Origin of the sequence: Branchiibius hedensis (genome assembly GCF_900108585.1) — a bacterium.
GTDB lineage: Bacteria > Actinomycetota > Actinomycetes > Actinomycetales > Dermatophilaceae > Branchiibius > Branchiibius hedensis.
Map to the genome: position 1 here is coordinate 1,378,173 of NZ_UESZ01000001.1, position 18,844 is coordinate 1,397,016.

Below are 18,844 nucleotides of genomic sequence, written 5' to 3' on the forward strand. Positions count from 1 at the left end.
AACGGGCTTGGTCACACCTCGAACGTACGTGCACCATCCGGCACCGACCAGACCACAGTCGGCCGGTGTGGACAACTCGAGTCCCCGCCACGCAATCCACAGGCCGGGGAGATCTCAGTTCTCGGCGCGACCCTCGCGCCAGTACCCCATGAACGCGACCGCGGACTTCGGCACCTCGAACTCGTTGACGAGCACCCGCCGCAGCGACTTCACCACCGACGACTCCCCCGCGATCCACACCGAGAACCGCGGATCCTGGTCCGTCGTCGTCTCCCAGTACGCATCCTCGGCACCGTCGAAGTAGACCGTCGTGTCCCCTGATTTCGGGCCGACGAAATGGGTCAGCTCCGGATGGGCGGCGAGCCATCGGCCTACCACCTGCGTCTGCAACTCGCCGCGGGCGGGCGCCGAACGCACCCAACTGACCTCCAGGCCGGGTGGGCACGGCAGGTCGACCACGTCGGCAGCGTCAGCGGTTTCAACACAGATCAGCCCCCGAGCCGCCTGCGGCAGCCGTTCGCAGATCCCCCAGATCGCCGGGATCGCTGTTTCGTCACCGACCAGCAGGTGGGTCCCGGCCGCCGCTTCGCGGTGGAACTCCAAGCCACCCGCGTCGCCCTCGAATGCGTCGTTCGGCCCCAGCACCAGCAGCCGGTCGCCCACCGCCGCCGACCCCGCGAACCGGGACCCCGGTCCGCTGTCGCCGTGATCCACCATGTCCACGTCGAACTCACCGAGTGAGCGACGGACCTGCCGCAACGTGTAGGTCCGGATCGCCGCGCGTTCCTCGTCGGGCAGCTGCCGCCAGACCGTGAACCAGTCCTCGCCCCTGGGGAATTCGTCCAGGCTGCAGCCGGGCGCCGGGAAGATCAGCTTGATCCGCTGGTCGTAACCCGCGTCCGCGATCCACGGATCCCCGTCGGTCAGGGTCACGTCACCGAACGTCACCCGCACCAGGTGTGGCGAGAGCCGTTCGCGGCGCAGGACGCGCACGTCGTACAACTCGTATGGTCGGACTTCGGAAAGGACTGATGGGTCCGTCGCGGTCATGCCCCGACCATAACAGACGTATAAGGGTTGCCTAACCTAAGGAACGCGGTGGGTCCATTCCGTGGTTCCGAACTTCTCCTGCACCAACCGTTCCGCTTCGGACAGTTCCGCCGGTGTGTACGTCGAGAGGTGGCTTGCGTACCGCGCCATGAACGAGCGCTGGAACGAGGAAAGGATCTCTTCGCGGGCCAGACCCGTCTGGGACCGCATCGGATCGACCCGTTTGTTGGCGCTCTTGGTGCCCTTGTCGGACATCTTCTCCCGCCCGATCCGCAGCACCTGCAGCATCTTGTCGGCGTCGATGTCGTAGGACATCGTCACGTGGTGCAGCACAGCCCCCGCGGCGAACCGCTTCTGCGCCGCCCCACCGATCTTGCCCTGGTCGGAGGCGATGTCGTTGAGCGGCACGAAATGCGCGTTGACCCCTACCTCCGCCAGTGCAGCGATCACCCATTCGTCCAGGAACGAATACGACCGCTCGAAGGACAATCCCTCCACCAACGAGGTCGGGACCACCAGCGAGTAGGTGATGCAGTTGCCCGGCTCCATGAACATCGCGCCGCCGCCGGAGATCCGCCGGACCACACCAATGTCGTATTTCGCCGCGCCGTCGGCGTCGATCTCGTTCTTGTAGGACTGGAACGAGCCGATCACCACCAGCGGCGAATCCCAGTCCCAGAAGCGGAACGTCGGGTTGCGGGTGCCCGCCGCGACCTCACGTGCGATGACCTCGTCCAGCGCGACGTGCATGACCGGCGGCAAGACCACCGGCGGGATCACGTCGAACGTGTGGTCGTCCCACCCGGTCGCCTTGCCCAATGCTCGACGTACGGCGATCCCCACCGCCTCGGGGCTGAACCCGATCAGCCGCACGCTCGGGTCCAGAGCCCCTTCGATGGCATGGGCCAGTTGTTCGACGGACGCGTCGACCGGCATACCGTCCAACGCCGCGTCGATGTCCTCCAAGGCGTCGTCGGGTTCGAGGAAGAAGTCTCCCGAAACGGAAACGTCTGCCAGACGGTCGTTTTCGACCTCCAGCTGCACTGCTACGAGCTTGCCACCGACGACTTTGTACTCACCGCGCATACGACCACCGTAAGTGCCTAGTCGAACAAGTCGGCGACCCGACCCTGGCTGCGCACCGCCCATGCCGACCCGATCACCAGGGCCACGACCGCAAGGATCAGGCCGATGGCCGCAGTGATCGCCCACGCCGGCCGCGAGGCGACCGCGAAGTCTCCGTGCGCGGCGTCCAGCCCGGCATAGGTCACGGCCGGCAGGATCGCCACGCCCAACGACGTACCCACCTGCCGACTCGTCGAGGCGATCGCGGCGGCCACACCGGCCTGCGACCGAGGCATTCCCGCGACCGCCGAGTTGGTGATCGGTGCATTCAGCAGGCCGGCCCCGAGGCCGAAGAACATGTAGGCCACGATCAGGTACGCCCAGGCGGTGTCGGCGGCAAGACCCACCAACAGCAACCCGGCAACCGCTGTCGCCAACCCGCCGATGAGGGTGGGCAACCGGGCACCGCGGGCCGCGACCAGCCGACCCGAGATGGGTGCACAGACGGCCATCACCAACGCCATGGGCAGCGTCATCAGACCGGCATGCAGGGCCGACAGACCCCGGGAGTTCTGCAGGTAGACGCTGGTCAGGAAGAGGAAGCCGCCCATCGCGCAGAACGCCAGCACTGCGCTGACCACCGCCCCGCTGAAGGTCACGCTCCGGAAGAACCGCGGATCGATCAGCGGCTCGCGCACCCGGGATTCGACGAGCACCAGAGCCAGCAACGACACAGCTGCCACCGCGAAACAGCCGACGATCGCGGGCGAGGTCCAGCCCAGACGCCGACCTTCAATAATCGCGAAAACCAAGGTGGCGAGGAAGACGATCACCAGCAGCTGCCCGGCCGGGTCGAACCGGCGCACCCGATCCGCCCGCGACTCCGGCACGAACTTCGCCGTCAACGACGTCGCGATCACGACGATCGGGATGTTCAGCCAGAAGATCGCCCGCCAGTCGATGGCCGCGATGAGCGCTCCACCGACCACCGGCCCCAGCGCCATGCTCACCCCGAACACGGCGCCCCAGATGCCGATCGCCTTCGCCCGCTCACCCGGCTCGCGGAAGGTGTTGGTGATGATCGCCATCGCCACCGGGTTCAGCATGCAGCCACCGACGGCCTGCGCAGCGCGGGAGGCGATGAGCAGCTCCGGGTTGGGCGCGAGGGAACACAGCAGGGAGCCGAGTCCGAACATGGTCAGGCCGATCTGGAACACTCGCCGCCGGCCGAACCGGTCCCCCATCGAGCCGCCCAGCATCAGTCCGGCGGCCAGCACCAGCGTGTAGGCGTCCACGACCCACTGCAGTTGGGCGTCCGTCGCGCCCAGTTCACGCGAGATGTCCGGCAGCGCTAGGTTGACCCCGGTCGAGTCGATACCCACGATGAGGAGACTGAGTGCGCAGATCGTGAGGATGAGGTAACGCCGATCATGACCGATCGCCTCGTCAACCTGCTCACCGCTCACCGACCGTGTCACGCCCCGACAGTACGACGTCGGGCCAAAATGCCGTTGACTGTGTCGCCCGAGTAGACGAGGTTCAGCAGGTGACCGTCACCATCCGCCGCGCCGCAGCCACCGACTACGACGCCATCGACGACGTCCTCCGCGAAGCGTTCGGCACCGACGAGGGACCCGCGGTCGCTGCGATGGTTCGCAGTATCCGCACGGCCGAGTTCGCTTACCCGGACTACGAACTCGTCGCCGAACGCGATGGCCACGTCGTCGGCCAGGTCTGTCTCAGCGGGACCTCGGTGCACACTCCCGACGGCACCACCCGCACGATCACCATGCTGTCACCGCTCGCCGTCCACCCCACAGCGCAGGGCACCGGCGTCGGATCGGCACTCGTGCGCGCCGTCCTCCGGAAAGCCTCCGACGATGGAGTGACCTTCGTCATCCTCGAAGGCTCACCGCAGTACTACGGACGATTCGGATTCTGTCCGGCCGCGACGTACGGGCTGCACCTACCGATCCCCGACTGGGCACCGCCCGAGGCGGCCCAGATCGTCATCCTCGACCCGCAGGCGGAGGTACCCGGCGGCAACGTCGAGTACCCGCCGTACGTGCCGTGACCCGGATCAGAGCCGCACGCCACTCTCCGCGTCGAAAACGTGGATCTCCTGCGGATCGATCGCCACCCGAACCTGCGAACCGACCGCGGGCGCAACGCGTTTGTCGACACGTACGGCGATCCGCGGCGCTTCGGGGTCACCACCCGGCCGCCCGTAGACGAAAGACTCCGCGCCGAGCGCCTCGACCAACTCGACGGTGATCGAAACGCCCTCATCACCCTCACCGACCAGGTGCCAGCCCTCGGTGCGCACCCCGACGGTCACGGTGGAGGCTTGTGCCTGCTCACGCGGCAGAGCCGTCGCAAGCCCGAAGATGTCGACCGTCCCATCGGTGACCGCGGAGTCGAACAACGTGATGGCGGGTGAGCCGATGAACGACGCCACAAACGTGTTCGCCGGGTTGTCGTACAGCTCCTGAGGAGGCGCAACCTGTTGCAGCACACCTTCATTCAGCACCGCGACCCGATCGCCCATCGTCATGGCCTCGACCTGGTCGTGCGTGACGTAGACCGTGGTGACACCGAGCCGACGTTGCAGTTGCGCGATCTGGGCCCGGGTCGAGACCCGCAGCTTGGCGTCGAGGTTCGACAGCGGCTCATCCATGCAGAAGACCTTCGGCTGCCGCACGATCGCCCGGCCCATCGCGACCCGCTGCCGCTGGCCACCGGAGAGTTGACCGGGTTTGCGATCCAGCAACGGTTCCAACTCCAGGATCTTCGCGGCGTCCGCCACCCGGGCGTGTGCGTCAGCCTTCGAGACTCCGGCGTTGCGCAGCGCGAACGCCATGTTCTCCTCGGCCGTCATGTTCGGGTAGAGGGCGTAGCTCTGGAAGACCATCGCCACGTCCCGATCCCTGGCCCGTACGCCGTCCTGGTCGTGACCGTCGATCAGCACCCGGCCGCCGTTGACCGGCTCCAGGCCGGCCAGCATGCGCAACGTCGTGGACTTACCGCAGCCGGACGGTCCTACCAACACCAGGAATTCGCCGTCCGGAACGTCGAGGGTGAGCGCATCCACCGCGGAACGATCGTTGCCGCGGTACCGCCGTGTGGTCTTGTCGAAGAAGACTGATGCCATTGGCCCTACTTCTGCACCTTCGACTTCAGCTGGCTGTCGTACGCCGACTGGATCTGCTGGTTGAGCGCGCTGAACGTGCTGTTGACGTCCGAGCCGGCGACAATCTTGTCCAACGCCTCGCCGATCATCGTGCCGCCGCCGGGGATGAACACGCGTGCGTAGTCCTGCGGCCGGGTCTTGGGCAGCTGCTTCACGGCGACCTCGTAGTTCGGGTTCGCCTTGAGGTACGCAGCCTCCGACGGGTCGGAGGTCGCCGAAGTGCGCACCGGCATGTAGCCCGTGGCTTGCGTGAAGGTCGCCGTGTTCGCCGTGCTGGTCAGGAAGTCGATGAACTTGATGGCGTTCACCTTTCGAGCATCGGAAATGCCCTGCGGCACAGCAACTCCCGCACCACCGGTCGGGCAGGTCTTGACGCCTTCGGGCGCCGGAACGAAGCCCACACCCAGTTCGAACGGCAACTCCTTGAAACCGCCGAGGTCGCCGGTGGACTCCATCAGCACCGCACCCAGGCCCGCGCTGAAGTCAGCCGCGGAGTCCGCCGACGTCTTGAGGTACTTGTTCTTGGCCCACGACTGCAGCAACGTCGCTGCCTTCACGGTCCCGGGGTCGGTGAAGGTCGGCGTCCATTCCTTGGAGTACGCGCCGCCGTAGTTCCAGACGATGTTCTGGAAGGTCCAGTCGAGGTAGTTCGAACCGTCGTCCAGGATGATCGGCGACTTACCGCTGCCGATCGCCGACTGTAGCTTCGGTGCCCATTCGGTGAATTCGTCCCACGAGGTCGGTGCGCGGTCGGGCAGGCCGGCCTTCTTGAACATCTCCTTGTTCCAGTAGAAGACGACGGTCGAACGGGCGTACGGCGCGGCGTAGTGCTTCCCGTCGTACTGGTAGTCGTTGTAGAGGCCCTCGACGTAGTCGGCCGTGTCCACCTTGTTCGCGGCGGCCAGCGCGGCAATGTCGGTCAACCGGTCGTTGATCGCGAAGTTGAACCAGGTGACGTCGGAGACGACGACCACGTCCGGCAGCGACCCACCGGACAGCGCGGCGTTGAACTTCTGCGCGACCTCTTCGTAGTTCTTACCCGCGTCGGTCAGCTTCACCTTCAGGCCCGGGTTGGCCTTCTCGAAGGCGGCGATGATCTTCTGCTCGGTTGCCTTCGACTTGCCGGGGTGGTTGCTCCAGAAGTCGATGGTCCCCGACCCGGCCGTGCCACCGCCGCCGTTGTCCGTGGTCGACGAGCCGGTGCCGGCACACGCCGACAGACCGGCAGCGACTAGTGCACCTCCACCCAGGCCGAGGAGGTTGCGACGGGAGAGCGTTGAATCCATAACGGACACAGTCCTTTCGAGTTGTCAGCCTTTGACCGCACCCGCGGTCAGGCCCTTGATCATGTGACGTTGGAGGACAAGGAAGAGCGCGAGCACAGGCAACATCGCCAGCACGGTGGCCGCCATGACCGGACCCCAGTTGCTGATCCCGTCGGTGTTCTGCAACTGGGTCAGACCGATGGGCAACGTGCCCACCCGGCTGTCGCTGGCCATCAGGTAGGGCCAGAGGTATTCGTTCCACTCGTTGACGACGGTGATCAGCCCGAAGGCGATCAGCGTCGGCCAGGTCATCGGCAGGACCACACGCCACAGCAGCTTCAACGGTCCGGCGCCGTCCATCCGCGCCGCCTCGACGATCTCGTGCGGCACCGCCAGGAAAGCGTTGCGCATCAAGAATGTCCCGAAGGCAACACCGGCCAGCGGGATGATGATGCCCTGGTAGGTGTCTCGCCAACCCAACTGGCTGACCAGCGCGTAGTTGGAGATCACGGTGATCTGATTGGGCACCATCAGCGCGGCGATGACCACGATGAAGACCAGCGACCGGCCGGGAAAACGCAACAGCGACAACGCATATGCCGACAGCACGCCCAGGATGATCTTGGCCACTGACAGCACCGCGGTGATGAAGACCGAGTTGCGCAGGTAGGACCAGAAGTCGATCTCGGTCGTCGCCGCCGGGTAGTTCTTGGTCGTGAAGTGTTTCGGCCACCACTGGGCGGGTTGGGTGTAGATGTCCGGCCGCTCTTTGAACGACGTGACAACGATCCAGTAGAGCGGCACCGCCACGATCAGGAACGCGATCAGCATCCCGGCGTACCCCACGACCTTGCGGGCCGTGGACACGTTCAGTTCGGGACCATCGTCGACGAGGCTCGTTTCGATGTCTCGCAGCTCGGTGGCCTGGAAGGTCGATTCAGTCACGGCGCTGCCCCCGATCCATGACTCGCACCTGGACCACGGTGACGACCAGCAGGATCAGGAACATGATGGTGGCCACCGTCGCGCCGTAACCGGCCTTGTTGTTCACGAAGGTCTCCCGGTAGACCTGGTAGACCATCGTGGTCGTGCCGTATCCCTGCGGACCGCCCTTGGTCATCACGTTGATGATGTCGAAGACCTGCACCGAACTGAGCAGCACCGTGATCGACAGGAAGTACGTCGTGGGGCGCAGCTGCGGCAAGAGCACCCGCCGGAAGTGTTGCCAGGCCGACGCTCCGTCGATCTCGGCTGCCTCGTCCAGGTCGGTTCGACGCCCTTGCAGCGCGGCCAGGTAGATCACGAAGGTGTAGCCGATGTTCTTCCACACGTAGGTGGCCGTCACCATTACCAGCGCCCAGCCCGGCTCCTGGTAGAAGTCAGGAGTATTGATGCCGACCCGCGCCAGCAAGTCGTGCACCATCCCGAAGTTCGGGTCGAAGACGAACTGGAAGGCGATGCCGATTGCTGCACCGGAGATGACGAACGGGGCAAAGATCGCCGAGCGCACCAGGTTCCGGCCGCGCAGTTTCTGGTCGAGCAACATGGCCAGCGCCAACCCGATGAGCAGTGACAAGCCGACCGTCGCGACCGTGAAGATCAGCGTATTGCGCAGCACCAGATGCGAATTCGGGTCGGACAGCCACGTGCGGTAGTTCTCCAGACCGATGTAGTTGGCCAACGGCGCCGCGATGTTCCAGTCCGTGAAGGACAGCCGGATGTTGTCCAACAACGGCCGGTAGGTGAAGACGATGAGCAGCACCAGGTTCGGCAACAACAGGGCGAGAGCAAGCAGCCACTCCCCTACCGGTCGCCCTCTGCGGCGCGGCGGGGGGCCGGTCGGCTCCGGTGCCGTCGTGATCTGGCTCACAGTCGCCGACTGTAGCTGCCCCCTCCGCACGATGGGGCGATGGGGGCCGGGCACGTTCGCCGAGCCTGGTGTGCATAGGTGACCAGAACGGCATCTCCCGGCGAGCAACCGGTGAACGAACGGTCAACAAATGGTCAAGCTGATTGCCAGCCGGTGGCCATCGCCCATTGTCTGGCCCGGTCGAACGCCGCATCGAACCACGGCTCCTTCGCCTCGGCGTACTCCCCCGTGCTGTCGGTCGCACCGGCCAACTGCCGTTTCATCGCTTCGTACGCGCGTCGCTCGCGCGGTTCCGCGCGCAACCAGTCCCGGAAGACCAACGCCGCAGTCCATCCGGCGGAGCCGACCTCACGGATGTGGAGGTGCACGATCCGGCCCGGGTCGCTGCCGCCGTGAAATCGCTTCTGCCAGTGCGCAATGTCCGGGTCCCACGACTTCGGCGAGTCCCAGGTGTTGCCGTCCATCCGCGGGAATCCGGCCGCCGCGAGATCAGCGATGAAGGCGGGATCGTCGGCATCGGCCAGGTGGCTGACACCCAACTGGAGATCGATGACGTCCTTGGCGGCCAACCCCGGCACTGAGGTGGAGCCGATGTGCTCGATCACGACGGCACGATCACCGAGGACGTGCTTGAGCCGGGCGATCAACCGGGCTGCCTGCGCCGGCCAGGTGGGGTCCGGCGGCACCAGCCGCGCGGGACCGGTCATCCGGGCCCGGGTGCCGGTCAGGAGGTTCTGGTTGTACGGCGCGAGGCGCCGGTCCCAGGTGTCGTCGACCTTGGCCGCCAGTTCTTTGCGGGAGCCGTGATTCTCCAGCCACACGTCGGCGACCGCGCGGCGTTGCGCGACGCCCGCCTGTGCCGCGATGCGGGACCGGGCCGCCTGCGGGTCCATCCCCCGATCGCTGACCAGGCGCTCGTGCCGCACCTGCTCGTCGGCGTGCACCATCACCACCAGGTGGTAGCCCGGCGCCATCCCCAACTCCACCAACAGGGGCACGTCGTGCACGACGACGGACTCCCGGGGTGCGGCCGCGAACAACTCCCGGGTCCGAGCCTGGATCAGCGGGTGGGTGATCGACTCCAACGTACGCCGAGCGGCCGGGTCCGCGAAGACCACCGCTCCCAGCGCGGCCCGGTCGAGCGAGCCGTCAGGAGCGATCACCGCGGAGCCGAATTCCTCAGTGATCCGGGCCAATCCAGGTGCGCCCGGTTCGACGACTTCACGGGCCAGTCGATCGGCATCTACGACAACCGCGCCACGCGCCTGGAGACGCGCGGCGACCGTTGACTTGCCGGAGCCGATTCCGCCGGTCAGTCCGATCCGCAGCATGCACCGACCGTAGTGCAGCGGGTCAGACGGGGCCTAAGCGCCGAAGAACTCCTTGGACTTCGGCGACGCCAGAGCCGCGATCACCAGCGCAGCCACGATGGCCGTGACGATGGTGACGATCCGGCTCGTGGTGTCGATCACGAAGATGGTCGCCATGATCAGTCCGATGATGTTCAGGACCGAGACGAAGATGACGATGACCCGCCAGGTGTCGTCACCGACCCATAGGCCACGCGAGGCGGCGATGTACATCAGGCCGATGACGATCGCGGCGATGCCCAGCAACAGCAAGGTGGTTGCGTGCGGTACGTCCGGGCTCGCGGTGCCCAGATGCGCTTGGGCGTCCGCATCGTTGTGATGCACGATCAGCAGGATGCCGGCGATGATCTCCAGGATTCCGGCCACGAGCAGGAAGATCGAGACCACCCCGACCGATACCGGACGCCGGACGCTCGTCACGTCACTCATTTGATGCCCCTTCACAACAACACCGCCAGGGGGTGGCGGTGTGACCCAGTTAACGTTGGCACCAACCTAGCGTTACTGACGCGTAACTGGACAACAGCCACGCGTGACGAGACGCGACAACCGCCGCCACACGACGACGCCCGCCCCCGCCGGAGCGGGAACGGGCGTCGTGCGTGTGACCAGGTGGACCGTCAGTTGCCGGTCAGCTTCTCGCGCAGTGCAGCCAGTGCCTCGTCGGAGGCCAGCGTGCCCTCGACCGGTGCCGCGGCACCAGCGTCGGAACCTGACTCCGAGGAGAACGAGCTCGTCGTGGCCGGCGAGTCCGCGGCCTCGGCGTCGGCCTTGCGAGCCGCCTCGATCTGCGCCTGGTGCGATTCGTAGCGGGCGTGCGCCTCGGCGTACTCCTTCTCCCACTTCTCGCGCTGGGCGTCGAAGCCTTCGAGCCACTCGTTGGTCTCCGGGTCGAAGCCCTCGGGGTACTTGTAGTTGCCCTGCTCGTCGTACTCGGCGGCCATGCCGTAGAGCGTCGGGTCGAACTCGGTGGCACCGTCGGCGGCCTCGTTGGCCTGCTTCAGGGACAGCGAGATCCGGCGGCGCTCCAGGTCGATGTCGATGACCTTGACGAAGATGTCCTGGCCAACGGTGACGACCTGCTCCGGCAGCTCCACGTGACGCTCGGCCAACTCGGAGATGTGCACCAGACCCTCGATGCCGTCCTCGACGCGCACGAACGCACCGAACGGCACCAGCTTGGTGACCTTGCCCGGTACAACCTGGCCGATGGCGTGGGTGCGGGCGAAGTGCTGCCACGGGTCTTCCTGAGTCGCCTTCAGCGACAACGAAACCCGCTCGCGGTCCATGTCGACGTCGAGCACCTCGACGGTGACCGGCTGACCGACCTCGACAACCTCGCTCGGGTGGTCGATGTGCTTCCAGGACAACTCGGACACGTGCACCAGACCGTCGACACCGCCGAGGTCCACGAACGCACCGAAGTTGACGATCGAGGAGACGACACCGTCGCGGATCTGACCCTTCTGCAGTTCCTTGAGGAAGGTCGTGCGGACCTCGGACTGGGTCTGCTCGAGCCACGCACGACGGGACAGCACCACGTTGTTGCGGTTCTTGTCGAGCTCGATGATCTTGGCCTCGATCTCCTTGCCGACGTACGGCTGCAGATCGCGCACCCGACGCATCTCGACCAGGGAGGCGGGCAGGAAGCCACGCAGACCGATGTCCAGGATCAGGCCGCCCTTGACGACCTCGATGACGGTACCGGTGACAACGCCGTCTTCTTCCTTGATCTTCTCGATCGCGCCCCAGGCCCGCTCGTACTGAGCGCGCTTCTTGGACAGGATCAGTCGACCTTCCTTGTCCTCCTTCTGGAGAACCAGGGCCTCGACCTCATCACCCACGGAAACGACCTCGCCGGGGTCGACGTCGTGCTTGATGGAGAGTTCGCGGGAGGGGATGACACCCTCGGTCTTGTACCCGATGTCGAGCAGGACCTCGTCCCGGTCGACCTTGACGATGACACCTTCGACGATGTCGCCGTCGTTGAAGTGCTTGATCGTCGCGTCAATCGCGGCGAGCAGCTCTTCCTCCGACCCGATGTCGTTGATCGCGATCGGAGAGGTAGTAGTGGCAGTCATGTAGTAGGAAACCTTTAGATCAAGTGGAATGAAACAGGAATTGAGTTGGGTGTGCACACACGGCGCACCTGGCAAGCCTACTGATGTTGGGAGTACCGGGTCAAAATGAGTGATACGGTAGCCCGCCGCACGGCCGGTCAGGCTGAGACGATTCAGGCGAATCGGGTCTGGTGGGATCGCGAATCGGCCGACTACGTCGCCGAGCACGGCGAGTTCCTCGGCGATGCCGACCTCGTCTGGGGCCCGGAGGGCTGGACCGAGCCGGAGTTGGAACTGCTGGGCGCCCGGCCCGACTCCCGCGTCCTCGAAGTGGGCGCTGGCGCCGCGCACGGCAGCCGCTACCTGCAGACCATCGGCGTACGTCGAGTGGTCGCCACCGATCTGTCAGCGGGGATGCTGGAGCAGGCCCGCCTGATCGACGGCAGCTGCGGAACCCGCCTGCCCTTGCTGCAGTGCGATGCCACCGCCCTGCCGTTCGCCGACCGGAGTTTCGATGTGGTGTTCACGGCGTACGGCGCGATCCCGTTCATCGCCGACACGGCGGCCGTGATGCGCGAGGTCTACCGTGTGCTCGATGCCGGTGGCCGCTGGGTGTTCGCCACGACTCACCCGATCCGCTGGGCCTTTCCGGATGCGCCCGGCCCGGAGGGGCTGACCGTGCACACCAGCTACTTCGACCGGACGCCGTACGTCGAGCAGGACGGCGCCGGCCGGGCGACGTACGTCGAACACCACCGCACGATGGGCGATCGGATCCGCGAGCTCGCCGCGGCGGGTTTCGTCATCGATGACGTCGTCGAACCGGAGTGGCCGGCGCGCAACGAGGAGATCTGGGGTGGCTGGAGTCCGCTGCGGGGCCGGCTGATTCCAGGGACGGCGATCTTCGTCGCCCACCGACCGGGGTGAGGTTCTCCCCGCCTACTCGACGGGCTGGCCCGGTTCGCCGCGGGTCAGGATCGCTTCGGTCTGCTCCGGGCTGAGCACCTGGTCTTCGACCTCGTGCTCGCGGAACCACGCAATGGTGCGTTCCAGTCCGTCCTCGATATCCACCTGCGGCGACCAGCCCAGCGCCTGATGCGCCTTCGTGGTGTCCGGTCGGCGCACGGTCGGGTCATCGACCGGTCGCTCGATGTGCACGATGGGTGAGGTCGAGTTGGTCAGCTTCACGACCCAGCCGGCCAGGTCGAGCATGGAGACCTCGTGCGGGTTGCCGATGTTCATCGGTCCCGGCTCGCCGCTTCCCGCCAGGGCCACGATGCCAGCGACCAGGTCATCGACGTAACAGATCGACCGGGTCTGCAGACCATCGCCGCTCACGGTGACCGGGTCTCCGGCCAGTGCCTGCCGGATGAAGTTGGGGATGGCGCGGCCGTCATTGGGCCGCATCCGGGGGCCGAAGGTGTTGAAGATCCGCACGATCGCCGTGTCCACGTCGTACGTCGATCGGTAGGCCATCGTCATGGCCTCACCGAAGCGTTTGGCCTCGTCGTAGACACCCCGGGGGCCGACCGGGTTCACGTTGCCCCAGTAGTCCTCCCGCTGCGGATGGATCTCGGGATCGCCGTACACCTCCGAGGTGGAGGCCAACAGGAACCGGGCGCCTTTCTCGCGCGCCAGATCCAGGGCGTGCATCGTGCCCTGGGATCCGACGCGCAGGGTCTCGATCGGCAACCGCAGGTAGTCCACGGGCGAGGCCGGGCTGGCGAAGTGCAACACCAGGTCCACCGGGCCATCGATCGTCAGGCCGTCGACCACATCGGCCGTGATCAATGAGAACCGCGGATTGGCCTGCAGCGCAGCCACGTTCGCTGCGCGGCCGGTGCACAGGTTGTCGACTGCGACAACGGTGTCACCCCGGGCGAGGAGGGTCTGGCACAGGTGGGAACCGAGGAAACCGGCCCCACCGGTCACCACAACACGAGACGTCACTTCTTGCGCAACTCGATCGTGTCGTCACCCGTCCCGCCCCGGCGCTCGGCGCGAGTGGCGGGTTCCTCGTCCCAGATCTCGTCGGCGTGCACGTAGCTGCCGTCCTGCCGGGCCTCCGGCTCGGACTGGGCGACGCGGCGGGCCGACCGGTCATCGTCATCGTCGACACCATCGGACCACTCGGAGTAGTCCTCTTCGTCACGCCGGTTCAGCAACCGGGACACCAGCGGTGCTCCGATCAGGGTCAGCACACCGAGCGGACCGAGAATCCACGGCATGATGTGCAAGACCTTCAGCAGGAACGCCTTCTGGCCCCAGTAGTCGGTGTTCTCCTTGACCGTGGCCGGTGTCATGACCTGCGTGGTGTTGATCGCCAGGGCCGGGTCGTGGCCGGGGATCTTGAACTCCTGGATCTGGTGCTCGGAGACCTTGATGAAGACGCCGGTCTGCGGCTCGACCCAGATGATGCGGGTGTTGGCGTAGGTGCGCTCGGCGTTCTGTCCCGCGCTGCTGGCGCCCAGGCCGAAGATCGAACCGGGCACTTCCTGCATCCGGAACGTGGTCTCCGGGACGGTGCCCTCGAACTTGTAGACCTGCAGACCGTTGATGCTCTCGGTGGACACGTACTTCATGTCCATCGTCTTGTTGAGCGTGGTGTCCCAGTACTGGTAGGTCTTCTTCTCGGTGCCGAACGGGAACTTGATCGTGTAGCCCTCGATCTTGGGATGCGTCGGCTCGCTGACTCCGTCATCGACGGTGGTGCCGTCCCACGCAACGGGCAGGCCCGAGTTGCGATCCACGGCGTACGTCATGGTGTTGGCGTCCATCGGCGGCGGCGTGTTGTTGTTGTCGGTGACCTGCCACTTGTTCAGGATCACCTTGTTGTCGCCCAGCTTCTCGCTGGCCGCCTTGTCCCCGGCAACCACCAGAGTCGTGGTGACGGTGCCTTCCTTGTACGACAACGTGTCCGCGTCGAAGAACTTCGCGTCCTTGTCATCGAGTACCTGGCGGGTGTTCTGATCCAGCGGAATGATCGCTAATTTGTTCGGGGCCCAGAACTTCAGGCCGAGAGCCATGACAACCAGGAAGGCCCCCAAGCCGATAAGGAAGGGGAGTGCCAACTTGCGCAGCATGCTGCGGAACCTCCAACGCCGGACGGAATTTCTTACCGGACAGTAGCAGGATCAATGCGATCCATGTCACAGGGCGCGCGAACCCCGGCCGCGAACCGATGGCACCGCCAGTCCGGCCGGTCCGACCCGGACCCCGCGCACCCCCGCGGCGCGGGCGGCGCGCAGGTCTGAGTCCTGGTCGCCGAAGAGCACGCAATGCGCCGGATCCGCCCAGGGCGCCCGGTTCAGCGCGGTGAGGAGCAGCCCGGGGGCTGGTTTACGGCAGGCGCAGGTTGCCTGCTCGTGCGGACACAGTTGGACGGCGTCCAGGTGTGCCCCGCCCGCTGCCAACTGCCGCACGAGTTCCCGCTGGACCGCCAGCAGGTCAGCCTCGTGCAGCACCCCGGTCGCGATACCGCGCTGGTTGGTCACCAGGACCACCCGCGCACCGGCGTCGTTGAAGGCACGGACCGCGGCCACCGCGTGAGGCAACAGGATCAGGTCACCCGGCCGATCGACGTACCCGGGCCGGTGCTCGTTGAGGGTCCCGTCGCGGTCGAGGAAGACCAGGTCGTACGGCGCCCCCGGGCTGGCCGGGGCGATCAGGTCAGTGCCCCGGCCGAGGAGTTCCGCGTCGGAAAGGCTCACGCTGTGATTGAGGGTCAGGGCTGGCTCAGTGCGTCGACGGCCTCGCACCAGGCGTGTGCCCACAGCAGGTGCACTTCCTGGATCCGCGGGGTCTGGTCGCTCGGCACGATCAGCACGTGATCGGCCCGACCGTGCAGACCCTCGCCCTTGGCGCCGGTGAGCACGATCGTGATCAGCCCACGCTGGGTGGCCGCGTCGAGGGCGGCGAGGACGTTCGGACTGGTGCCGCTGGTCGTCATCGCGAGGAATACGTCGCCGGGACGGCCGTGCGCCTGGACGCCACGGGAGAACACCTGGTCGTAGCCGTAGTCATTGGCCACGGCCGTGACTGACGAGAGCGACTCGGCCAGATTGATCGACGGTAGCGGCGGGCGGTCCTGGACGCACTTCCCGATGAACTCCGCCGCGATGTGGCTGGCGATCGCAGCGCTGCCGCCGTTGCCGGCCACCAGCAGTGCTCCCCCACCGGCCAGTGCCCCCACCAGAGCGGCGCCGGCCGCATCCACCTGCGCGGTCAGCTCAGGTGCGCTGAGGGCGGCCGCCAGGTCCTGCCAGGCCCGGACGGCGTCGGCTGATACGGCAGCGACCGTGTGATCGACGTCACCGCTGCTTCGCCGGGTCAATGGGTGGTTCATCGTTGTCCTCGCCACGTGGTGACGCCCTCGCCGCTGAAGGTGACTTCCTCCAGGCGCAGGCCGAGCTCCAGCAATTGTGCGGCAACGATGTGCCGGCGCTCGAATTCGCAGATGAACAGCAGATAGCCGCCGCCGCCGGCGCCGGTGACCTTGCCGCCGAGGGCGCCATGGGCGAGGGCGCGGGCGATCGCCTCGTCGATCAGCGGCGTGGCGATCCGGGCGGACATCTTGCGCTTCTCGGCCCACGCCTGACCCAGCAGCCGGCCCAGTTGGTCGACGTTGCCGCGGACCAGCTCCTCCTTCATCGCGACCGCGAGTTGTTTCTGAGCCCGCAGGCCCTCCAGCGCCTCGGCGTTACCGGTCTCGTAGCGGTGCACCTGGTCGTCGATGATGTGGTCGCTGACCCGGGTGGCACCGGTGAAGGCCAGCAACATGTTGTGCTCGAGTTCGTGGACGGTGCCGGGCCGCACCCGCAACGGGTTGACCAGGACCTGGTCGCCGGAGAACTCGATGAAGTTGAAGCCGCCGAACGCCGCGGCGTACTGGTCCTGCGAGCCACCGGGGACCCCGAGGTCCTCGCGTTCCAGCCGGTAGGCCAGGTCGGCGATCTCGTACGGCGTGAGGTCGACTCCGCAGTGCGCCGCCACCACGCCGATCACCGAGACCATCACCGCACTGGAGGAGCCCAGACCGGAACCGGGTGGTGCTTGCGTGTGGATGAACAGGTCGAAGCCGGACGTCGGAATGGCACCCTCGAAGTCGCGCAGCCGGGCGATCGCGGCCTTCGGCAGGTCCAGGTTGCCGTCGAACTCGACGTCCTCGTCCACTCCGAAACCAACCGCGGTGCCGAAGTCGACCGAGTGCACCGAGATCCGGCCGTCGATGCGGGGACGCAGAGTGCAGAACGCGAACGCGGAGATCGTGCCCGACAGCACCGCCCCGCCTTCCCGCTGCGGGAACGGGGCAACGTCGGTGCCACCGCCCGCGAAGGACAACCGCAGCGGCGCACGCGCTCGCAGCACCGGACGCGTCGGATGATGCGCTCCAGCGGGCGTGGCGACGCTGACTTCAACACCAGTCATGACGCGGCTTCCGGTACCTTCCAGTTGATGGCTCGGCACGACGGTACCGGAGGCGGCGGGCGCTTCCCGTTAGTGGACGCGGTCCGTGGCCTGGCCGCGGTCTTCGTCCTGGTCGCACACGTGTCCTTCTGGACCGGCACGAGCGCATTGGACGTGCCTGGCGCGATCCTGGCCCGCGGCGACAGCGGTGTGGCGATCTTCTTCGTGCTGTCGGCGATGTTGTTGCTGCGCCCCTGGATCACCGGGCGGACCGCCGCCCGCACCTACTGGATACACCGGCTGATCCGGATCTATCCCGCCTATCTGCTGGGGTTGGCCGGTGTCCTGCTGGTCGCAGCGTTGCTGCCCGGGCAGACCGGCGGGTTGGGCAGCCCGGGCAAAGTGGTGGCGCACCTGTTCTTCCTGCAGGGCTACACCGACGACCAGTACCAGGCGTTCACCCAGACCTGGAGCCTCACCACCGAGATCACGTTCTATCTGTTGGTGCCCGTGATCGGCATCGCCCTTGGCCGCCTGGCCCGGTGCCGCGACCGGGTGGTCTTCGGCACCCTGGCTGGAATCGGCGTACTCGGGGTGCTGTTGCAGACCCTGTCCACGGTGTGGTCCCGGTCCGGGAACACTTGGGGTGCAGGGGTTCTCGGCCGCAGCGTGCTCGGCCACCTGGCCTGGTACGCCGCCGGTGCCGCGATCGCCTTGTTGGTCAGCGGCCCGCGGGACCGCTGGGAGCGGGTCGCTGCCCGGCCGGCGGCGTGCGCGGCGGTCGCGCTGTGCGTCCTGCTGGTGACCGCCACACCGCTGGGCGGACCGGTGGATCTGCACCTGCCCACGCCCGCGCAGGCCGCGTTCAAAGAGACCGCCTACGCGGTGTTCGCGGGGCTGCTGGTGCTCGCCGCGATGGGCCGACCGCGCGGTGATGTGACCACGGCCGTCGTGGACACCGGGCTGGCGCGCTGGGCCGGCGACATGTCGTACGCCGTGTTCTTGTGGCAGGTCCTCGCGCTGCAGGTGCTCTACGTCCTGACGGGGCAACCGGTGCTGACGGGGTCGTTCTGGCTGGTGCTGATCGCGGTCAGCGCGGTCACACTGCTGGTGGCCTCGGCCTCGGTGTACTTGGTGGAGCAACCGTTGCTGCGCTGGGCGCATCGCCGGTGGCCCACCGGGCGGCCAACAGCGCCAACGTCACCGTCGACACCAGTTGCCCGCTGATCGCGCCGAACGAGTACCGGTCCACCACCCCGAAGGCCGACAGCAACACCCCGGAGAGCACCAGGGCGCCGGCCGCCGCCTGACCGCGATATCGCGCGGGTACGGCGAGTGCGACCGCTGCCGCCGCAACTCCCCAGAGCCCACTGGCCAGGACCGCGACGACGAGCGCGGACAGGGCGACTGCAGGCATGCGTGACCGGACCGGGACACTCGACCCGCTCCCGACCGGCTCCGGCGTCGATTCCTCACCCTCACCGGAGCAGGACACTCGACCCGGTCGCGGACCACGGGTGCACCCCCACAGCACCAGCAGGGCCAGCACGGCGAGGGCGCCGATCGCC

General features: G+C 66.7%; 18 protein-coding genes. 3 read left to right on the plus strand and 15 right to left on the minus strand.

What is annotated here, in order from left to right:
* Positions 1-114: 114 nt before the first annotated feature.
* Genes DR843_RS06785 through DR843_RS06795 form a run of 3 tightly spaced genes read right to left on the minus strand, consistent with a single transcriptional unit; the run spans position 115 to position 3,593 of the window.
* The gene (locus DR843_RS06785; protein WP_109684681.1) at positions 115-1,050 is read right to left on the minus strand and encodes a siderophore-interacting protein; all 936 of its coding nucleotides are present in this window, start codon (positions 1,048-1,050) and stop codon (positions 115-117) included.
* Between the two features lie 36 nt (positions 1,051-1,086).
* Positions 1,087-2,136 (minus strand): lipoate-protein ligase LplAB, encoded by a 1,050-nt coding sequence (gene lplAB / locus DR843_RS06790; protein ID WP_109684682.1) that lies wholly within the window; start codon positions 2,134-2,136, stop codon positions 1,087-1,089.
* A 17-nt stretch (positions 2,137-2,153) separates the two neighbouring features.
* Complete coding sequence (locus DR843_RS06795; RefSeq protein ID WP_109684683.1) at positions 2,154-3,593, minus strand: MFS transporter; 1,440 nt, start codon at positions 3,591-3,593, stop codon at positions 2,154-2,156.
* A 68-nt stretch (positions 3,594-3,661) separates the two neighbouring features.
* Between DR843_RS06795 and DR843_RS06800 the strand changes: the two genes are divergently transcribed.
* Positions 3,662-4,189: a GNAT family N-acetyltransferase gene (locus tag DR843_RS06800; RefSeq protein ID WP_170119764.1), complete on the plus strand. Its 528-nt coding sequence runs from the start codon at positions 3,662-3,664 to the stop codon at positions 4,187-4,189.
* Between the two features lie 6 nt (positions 4,190-4,195).
* On the opposite strand, the gene DR843_RS06805 is transcribed toward DR843_RS06800, so the two are convergent.
* From DR843_RS06805 to rpsA, 7 genes are all read right to left on the minus strand, one after another.
* Positions 4,196-5,266 (minus strand): ABC transporter ATP-binding protein, encoded by a 1,071-nt coding sequence (locus DR843_RS06805; protein ID WP_109684684.1) that lies wholly within the window; start codon positions 5,264-5,266, stop codon positions 4,196-4,198.
* A gap of 5 nt (positions 5,267-5,271) precedes the next feature.
* Positions 5,272-6,591 carry an ABC transporter substrate-binding protein gene (locus tag DR843_RS06810; RefSeq protein ID WP_109684685.1) on the minus strand — a complete coding sequence of 440 codons (1,320 nt, stop codon included), beginning with the start codon at positions 6,589-6,591 and terminating at the stop codon, positions 5,272-5,274.
* 24 nt (positions 6,592-6,615) lie between these two features.
* Positions 6,616-7,515, minus strand: a complete 900-nt coding sequence (locus DR843_RS06815) for a carbohydrate ABC transporter permease (protein WP_342767172.1) — start codon at positions 7,513-7,515, stop codon at positions 6,616-6,618.
* Entirely contained in the window at positions 7,508-8,440 is a 933-nt protein-coding gene (locus tag DR843_RS06820) for a carbohydrate ABC transporter permease (RefSeq protein ID WP_211310195.1), read from the minus strand. The genes DR843_RS06815 and DR843_RS06820 overlap by 8 nt, the downstream gene beginning before the upstream one ends.
* A 134-nt stretch (positions 8,441-8,574) precedes the next feature.
* The gene (gene coaE / locus DR843_RS06825) at positions 8,575-9,771 is read right to left on the minus strand and encodes a dephospho-CoA kinase (protein ID WP_109684686.1); all 1,197 of its coding nucleotides are present in this window, start codon (positions 9,769-9,771) and stop codon (positions 8,575-8,577) included.
* Positions 9,772-9,804: 33 nt separating this feature from the next.
* Positions 9,805-10,239, minus strand: coding sequence for a hypothetical protein (locus tag DR843_RS06830; RefSeq protein ID WP_146202505.1), 435 nt, complete (start codon positions 10,237-10,239; stop codon positions 9,805-9,807).
* A gap of 191 nt (positions 10,240-10,430) precedes the next feature.
* Positions 10,431-11,891: a 30S ribosomal protein S1 gene (gene rpsA / locus DR843_RS06835; RefSeq protein ID WP_109684688.1), complete on the minus strand. Its 1,461-nt coding sequence runs from the start codon at positions 11,889-11,891 to the stop codon at positions 10,431-10,433.
* A 105-nt stretch (positions 11,892-11,996) separates the two neighbouring features.
* Here rpsA and DR843_RS06840 point away from each other — a divergent pair, with 105 nt between their 5' ends.
* Positions 11,997-12,797, plus strand: a complete 801-nt coding sequence (locus DR843_RS06840; protein WP_109684689.1) for a class I SAM-dependent methyltransferase — start codon at positions 11,997-11,999, stop codon at positions 12,795-12,797.
* Positions 12,798-12,809: 12 nt separating this feature from the next.
* On the opposite strand, the gene DR843_RS06845 is transcribed toward DR843_RS06840, so the two are convergent.
* The 5 genes from DR843_RS06845 to DR843_RS19765 all read right to left on the minus strand — a co-directional run bounded on the left by DR843_RS06845 (position 12,810) and on the right by DR843_RS19765 (position 17,297).
* Positions 12,810-13,820: a UDP-glucuronic acid decarboxylase family protein gene (locus DR843_RS06845; protein WP_211310196.1), complete on the minus strand. Its 1,011-nt coding sequence runs from the start codon at positions 13,818-13,820 to the stop codon at positions 12,810-12,812.
* Positions 13,817-14,953: a cell envelope lipid trafficking protein PgfA gene (gene pgfA, locus DR843_RS06850; RefSeq protein WP_109684691.1), complete on the minus strand. Its 1,137-nt coding sequence runs from the start codon at positions 14,951-14,953 to the stop codon at positions 13,817-13,819. The genes DR843_RS06845 and pgfA overlap by 4 nt, the downstream gene beginning before the upstream one ends.
* Before the next feature lie 66 nt (positions 14,954-15,019).
* On the minus strand, positions 15,020-15,580 hold the full coding sequence (locus DR843_RS06855) for a D-glycero-alpha-D-manno-heptose-1,7-bisphosphate 7-phosphatase (RefSeq protein ID WP_170119765.1): 561 nt from the start codon (positions 15,578-15,580) through the stop codon (positions 15,020-15,022).
* A 14-nt stretch (positions 15,581-15,594) separates the two neighbouring features.
* Positions 15,595-16,215 carry a D-sedoheptulose-7-phosphate isomerase gene (locus DR843_RS06860; RefSeq protein ID WP_109684693.1) on the minus strand — a complete coding sequence of 207 codons (621 nt, stop codon included), beginning with the start codon at positions 16,213-16,215 and terminating at the stop codon, positions 15,595-15,597.
* Complete coding sequence (locus DR843_RS19765; protein ID WP_146202506.1) at positions 16,212-17,297, minus strand: GHMP family kinase ATP-binding protein; 1,086 nt, start codon at positions 17,295-17,297, stop codon at positions 16,212-16,214. The genes DR843_RS06860 and DR843_RS19765 overlap by 4 nt, the downstream gene beginning before the upstream one ends.
* A gap of 27 nt (positions 17,298-17,324) precedes the next feature.
* Here DR843_RS19765 and DR843_RS20525 point away from each other — a divergent pair, with 27 nt between their 5' ends.
* On the plus strand, positions 17,325-18,503 hold the full coding sequence (locus tag DR843_RS20525) for an acyltransferase family protein (protein ID WP_245934038.1): 1,179 nt from the start codon (positions 17,325-17,327) through the stop codon (positions 18,501-18,503).
* The last annotated feature ends 341 nt before the right edge of the window (positions 18,504-18,844 follow it).

Bases quoted from the DNA above. Each gene is read 5' to 3' on its own strand.
- DR843_RS06810 (WP_109684685.1), bottom strand. From the start codon at position 6,591: ATGGATTCAACGCTCTCCCGTCGCAACCTCCTCGGCCTGGGTGGAGGT.
- pgfA (WP_109684691.1), bottom strand. From the start codon at position 14,953: ATGCTGCGCAAGTTGGCACTCCCCTTCCTTATCGGCTTGGGGGCCTTC.
- DR843_RS06805 (WP_109684684.1), bottom strand. From the start codon at position 5,266: ATGGCATCAGTCTTCTTCGACAAGACCACACGGCGGTACCGCGGCAAC.
- DR843_RS06860 (WP_109684693.1), bottom strand. From the start codon at position 16,215: ATGAACCACCCATTGACCCGGCGAAGCAGCGGTGACGTCGATCACACG.
- DR843_RS06840 (WP_109684689.1), top strand. From the start codon at position 11,997: ATGAGTGATACGGTAGCCCGCCGCACGGCCGGTCAGGCTGAGACGATT.
- coaE (WP_109684686.1), bottom strand. From the start codon at position 9,771: ATGCTGCGGATCGGACTGACCGGCGGAATCGGCTCCGGCAAGTCAACG.
- DR843_RS20525 (WP_245934038.1), top strand. From the start codon at position 17,325: ATGGCTCGGCACGACGGTACCGGAGGCGGCGGGCGCTTCCCGTTAGTG.
- DR843_RS06830 (WP_146202505.1), bottom strand. From the start codon at position 10,239: ATGAGTGACGTGACGAGCGTCCGGCGTCCGGTATCGGTCGGGGTGGTC.
- DR843_RS06785 (WP_109684681.1), bottom strand. From the start codon at position 1,050: ATGACCGCGACGGACCCATCAGTCCTTTCCGAAGTCCGACCATACGAG.
- rpsA (WP_109684688.1), bottom strand. From the start codon at position 11,891: ATGACTGCCACTACTACCTCTCCGATCGCGATCAACGACATCGGGTCG.
- DR843_RS19765 (WP_146202506.1), bottom strand. From the start codon at position 17,297: ATGACTGGTGTTGAAGTCAGCGTCGCCACGCCCGCTGGAGCGCATCAT.
- lplAB (WP_109684682.1), bottom strand. From the start codon at position 2,136: ATGCGCGGTGAGTACAAAGTCGTCGGTGGCAAGCTCGTAGCAGTGCAG.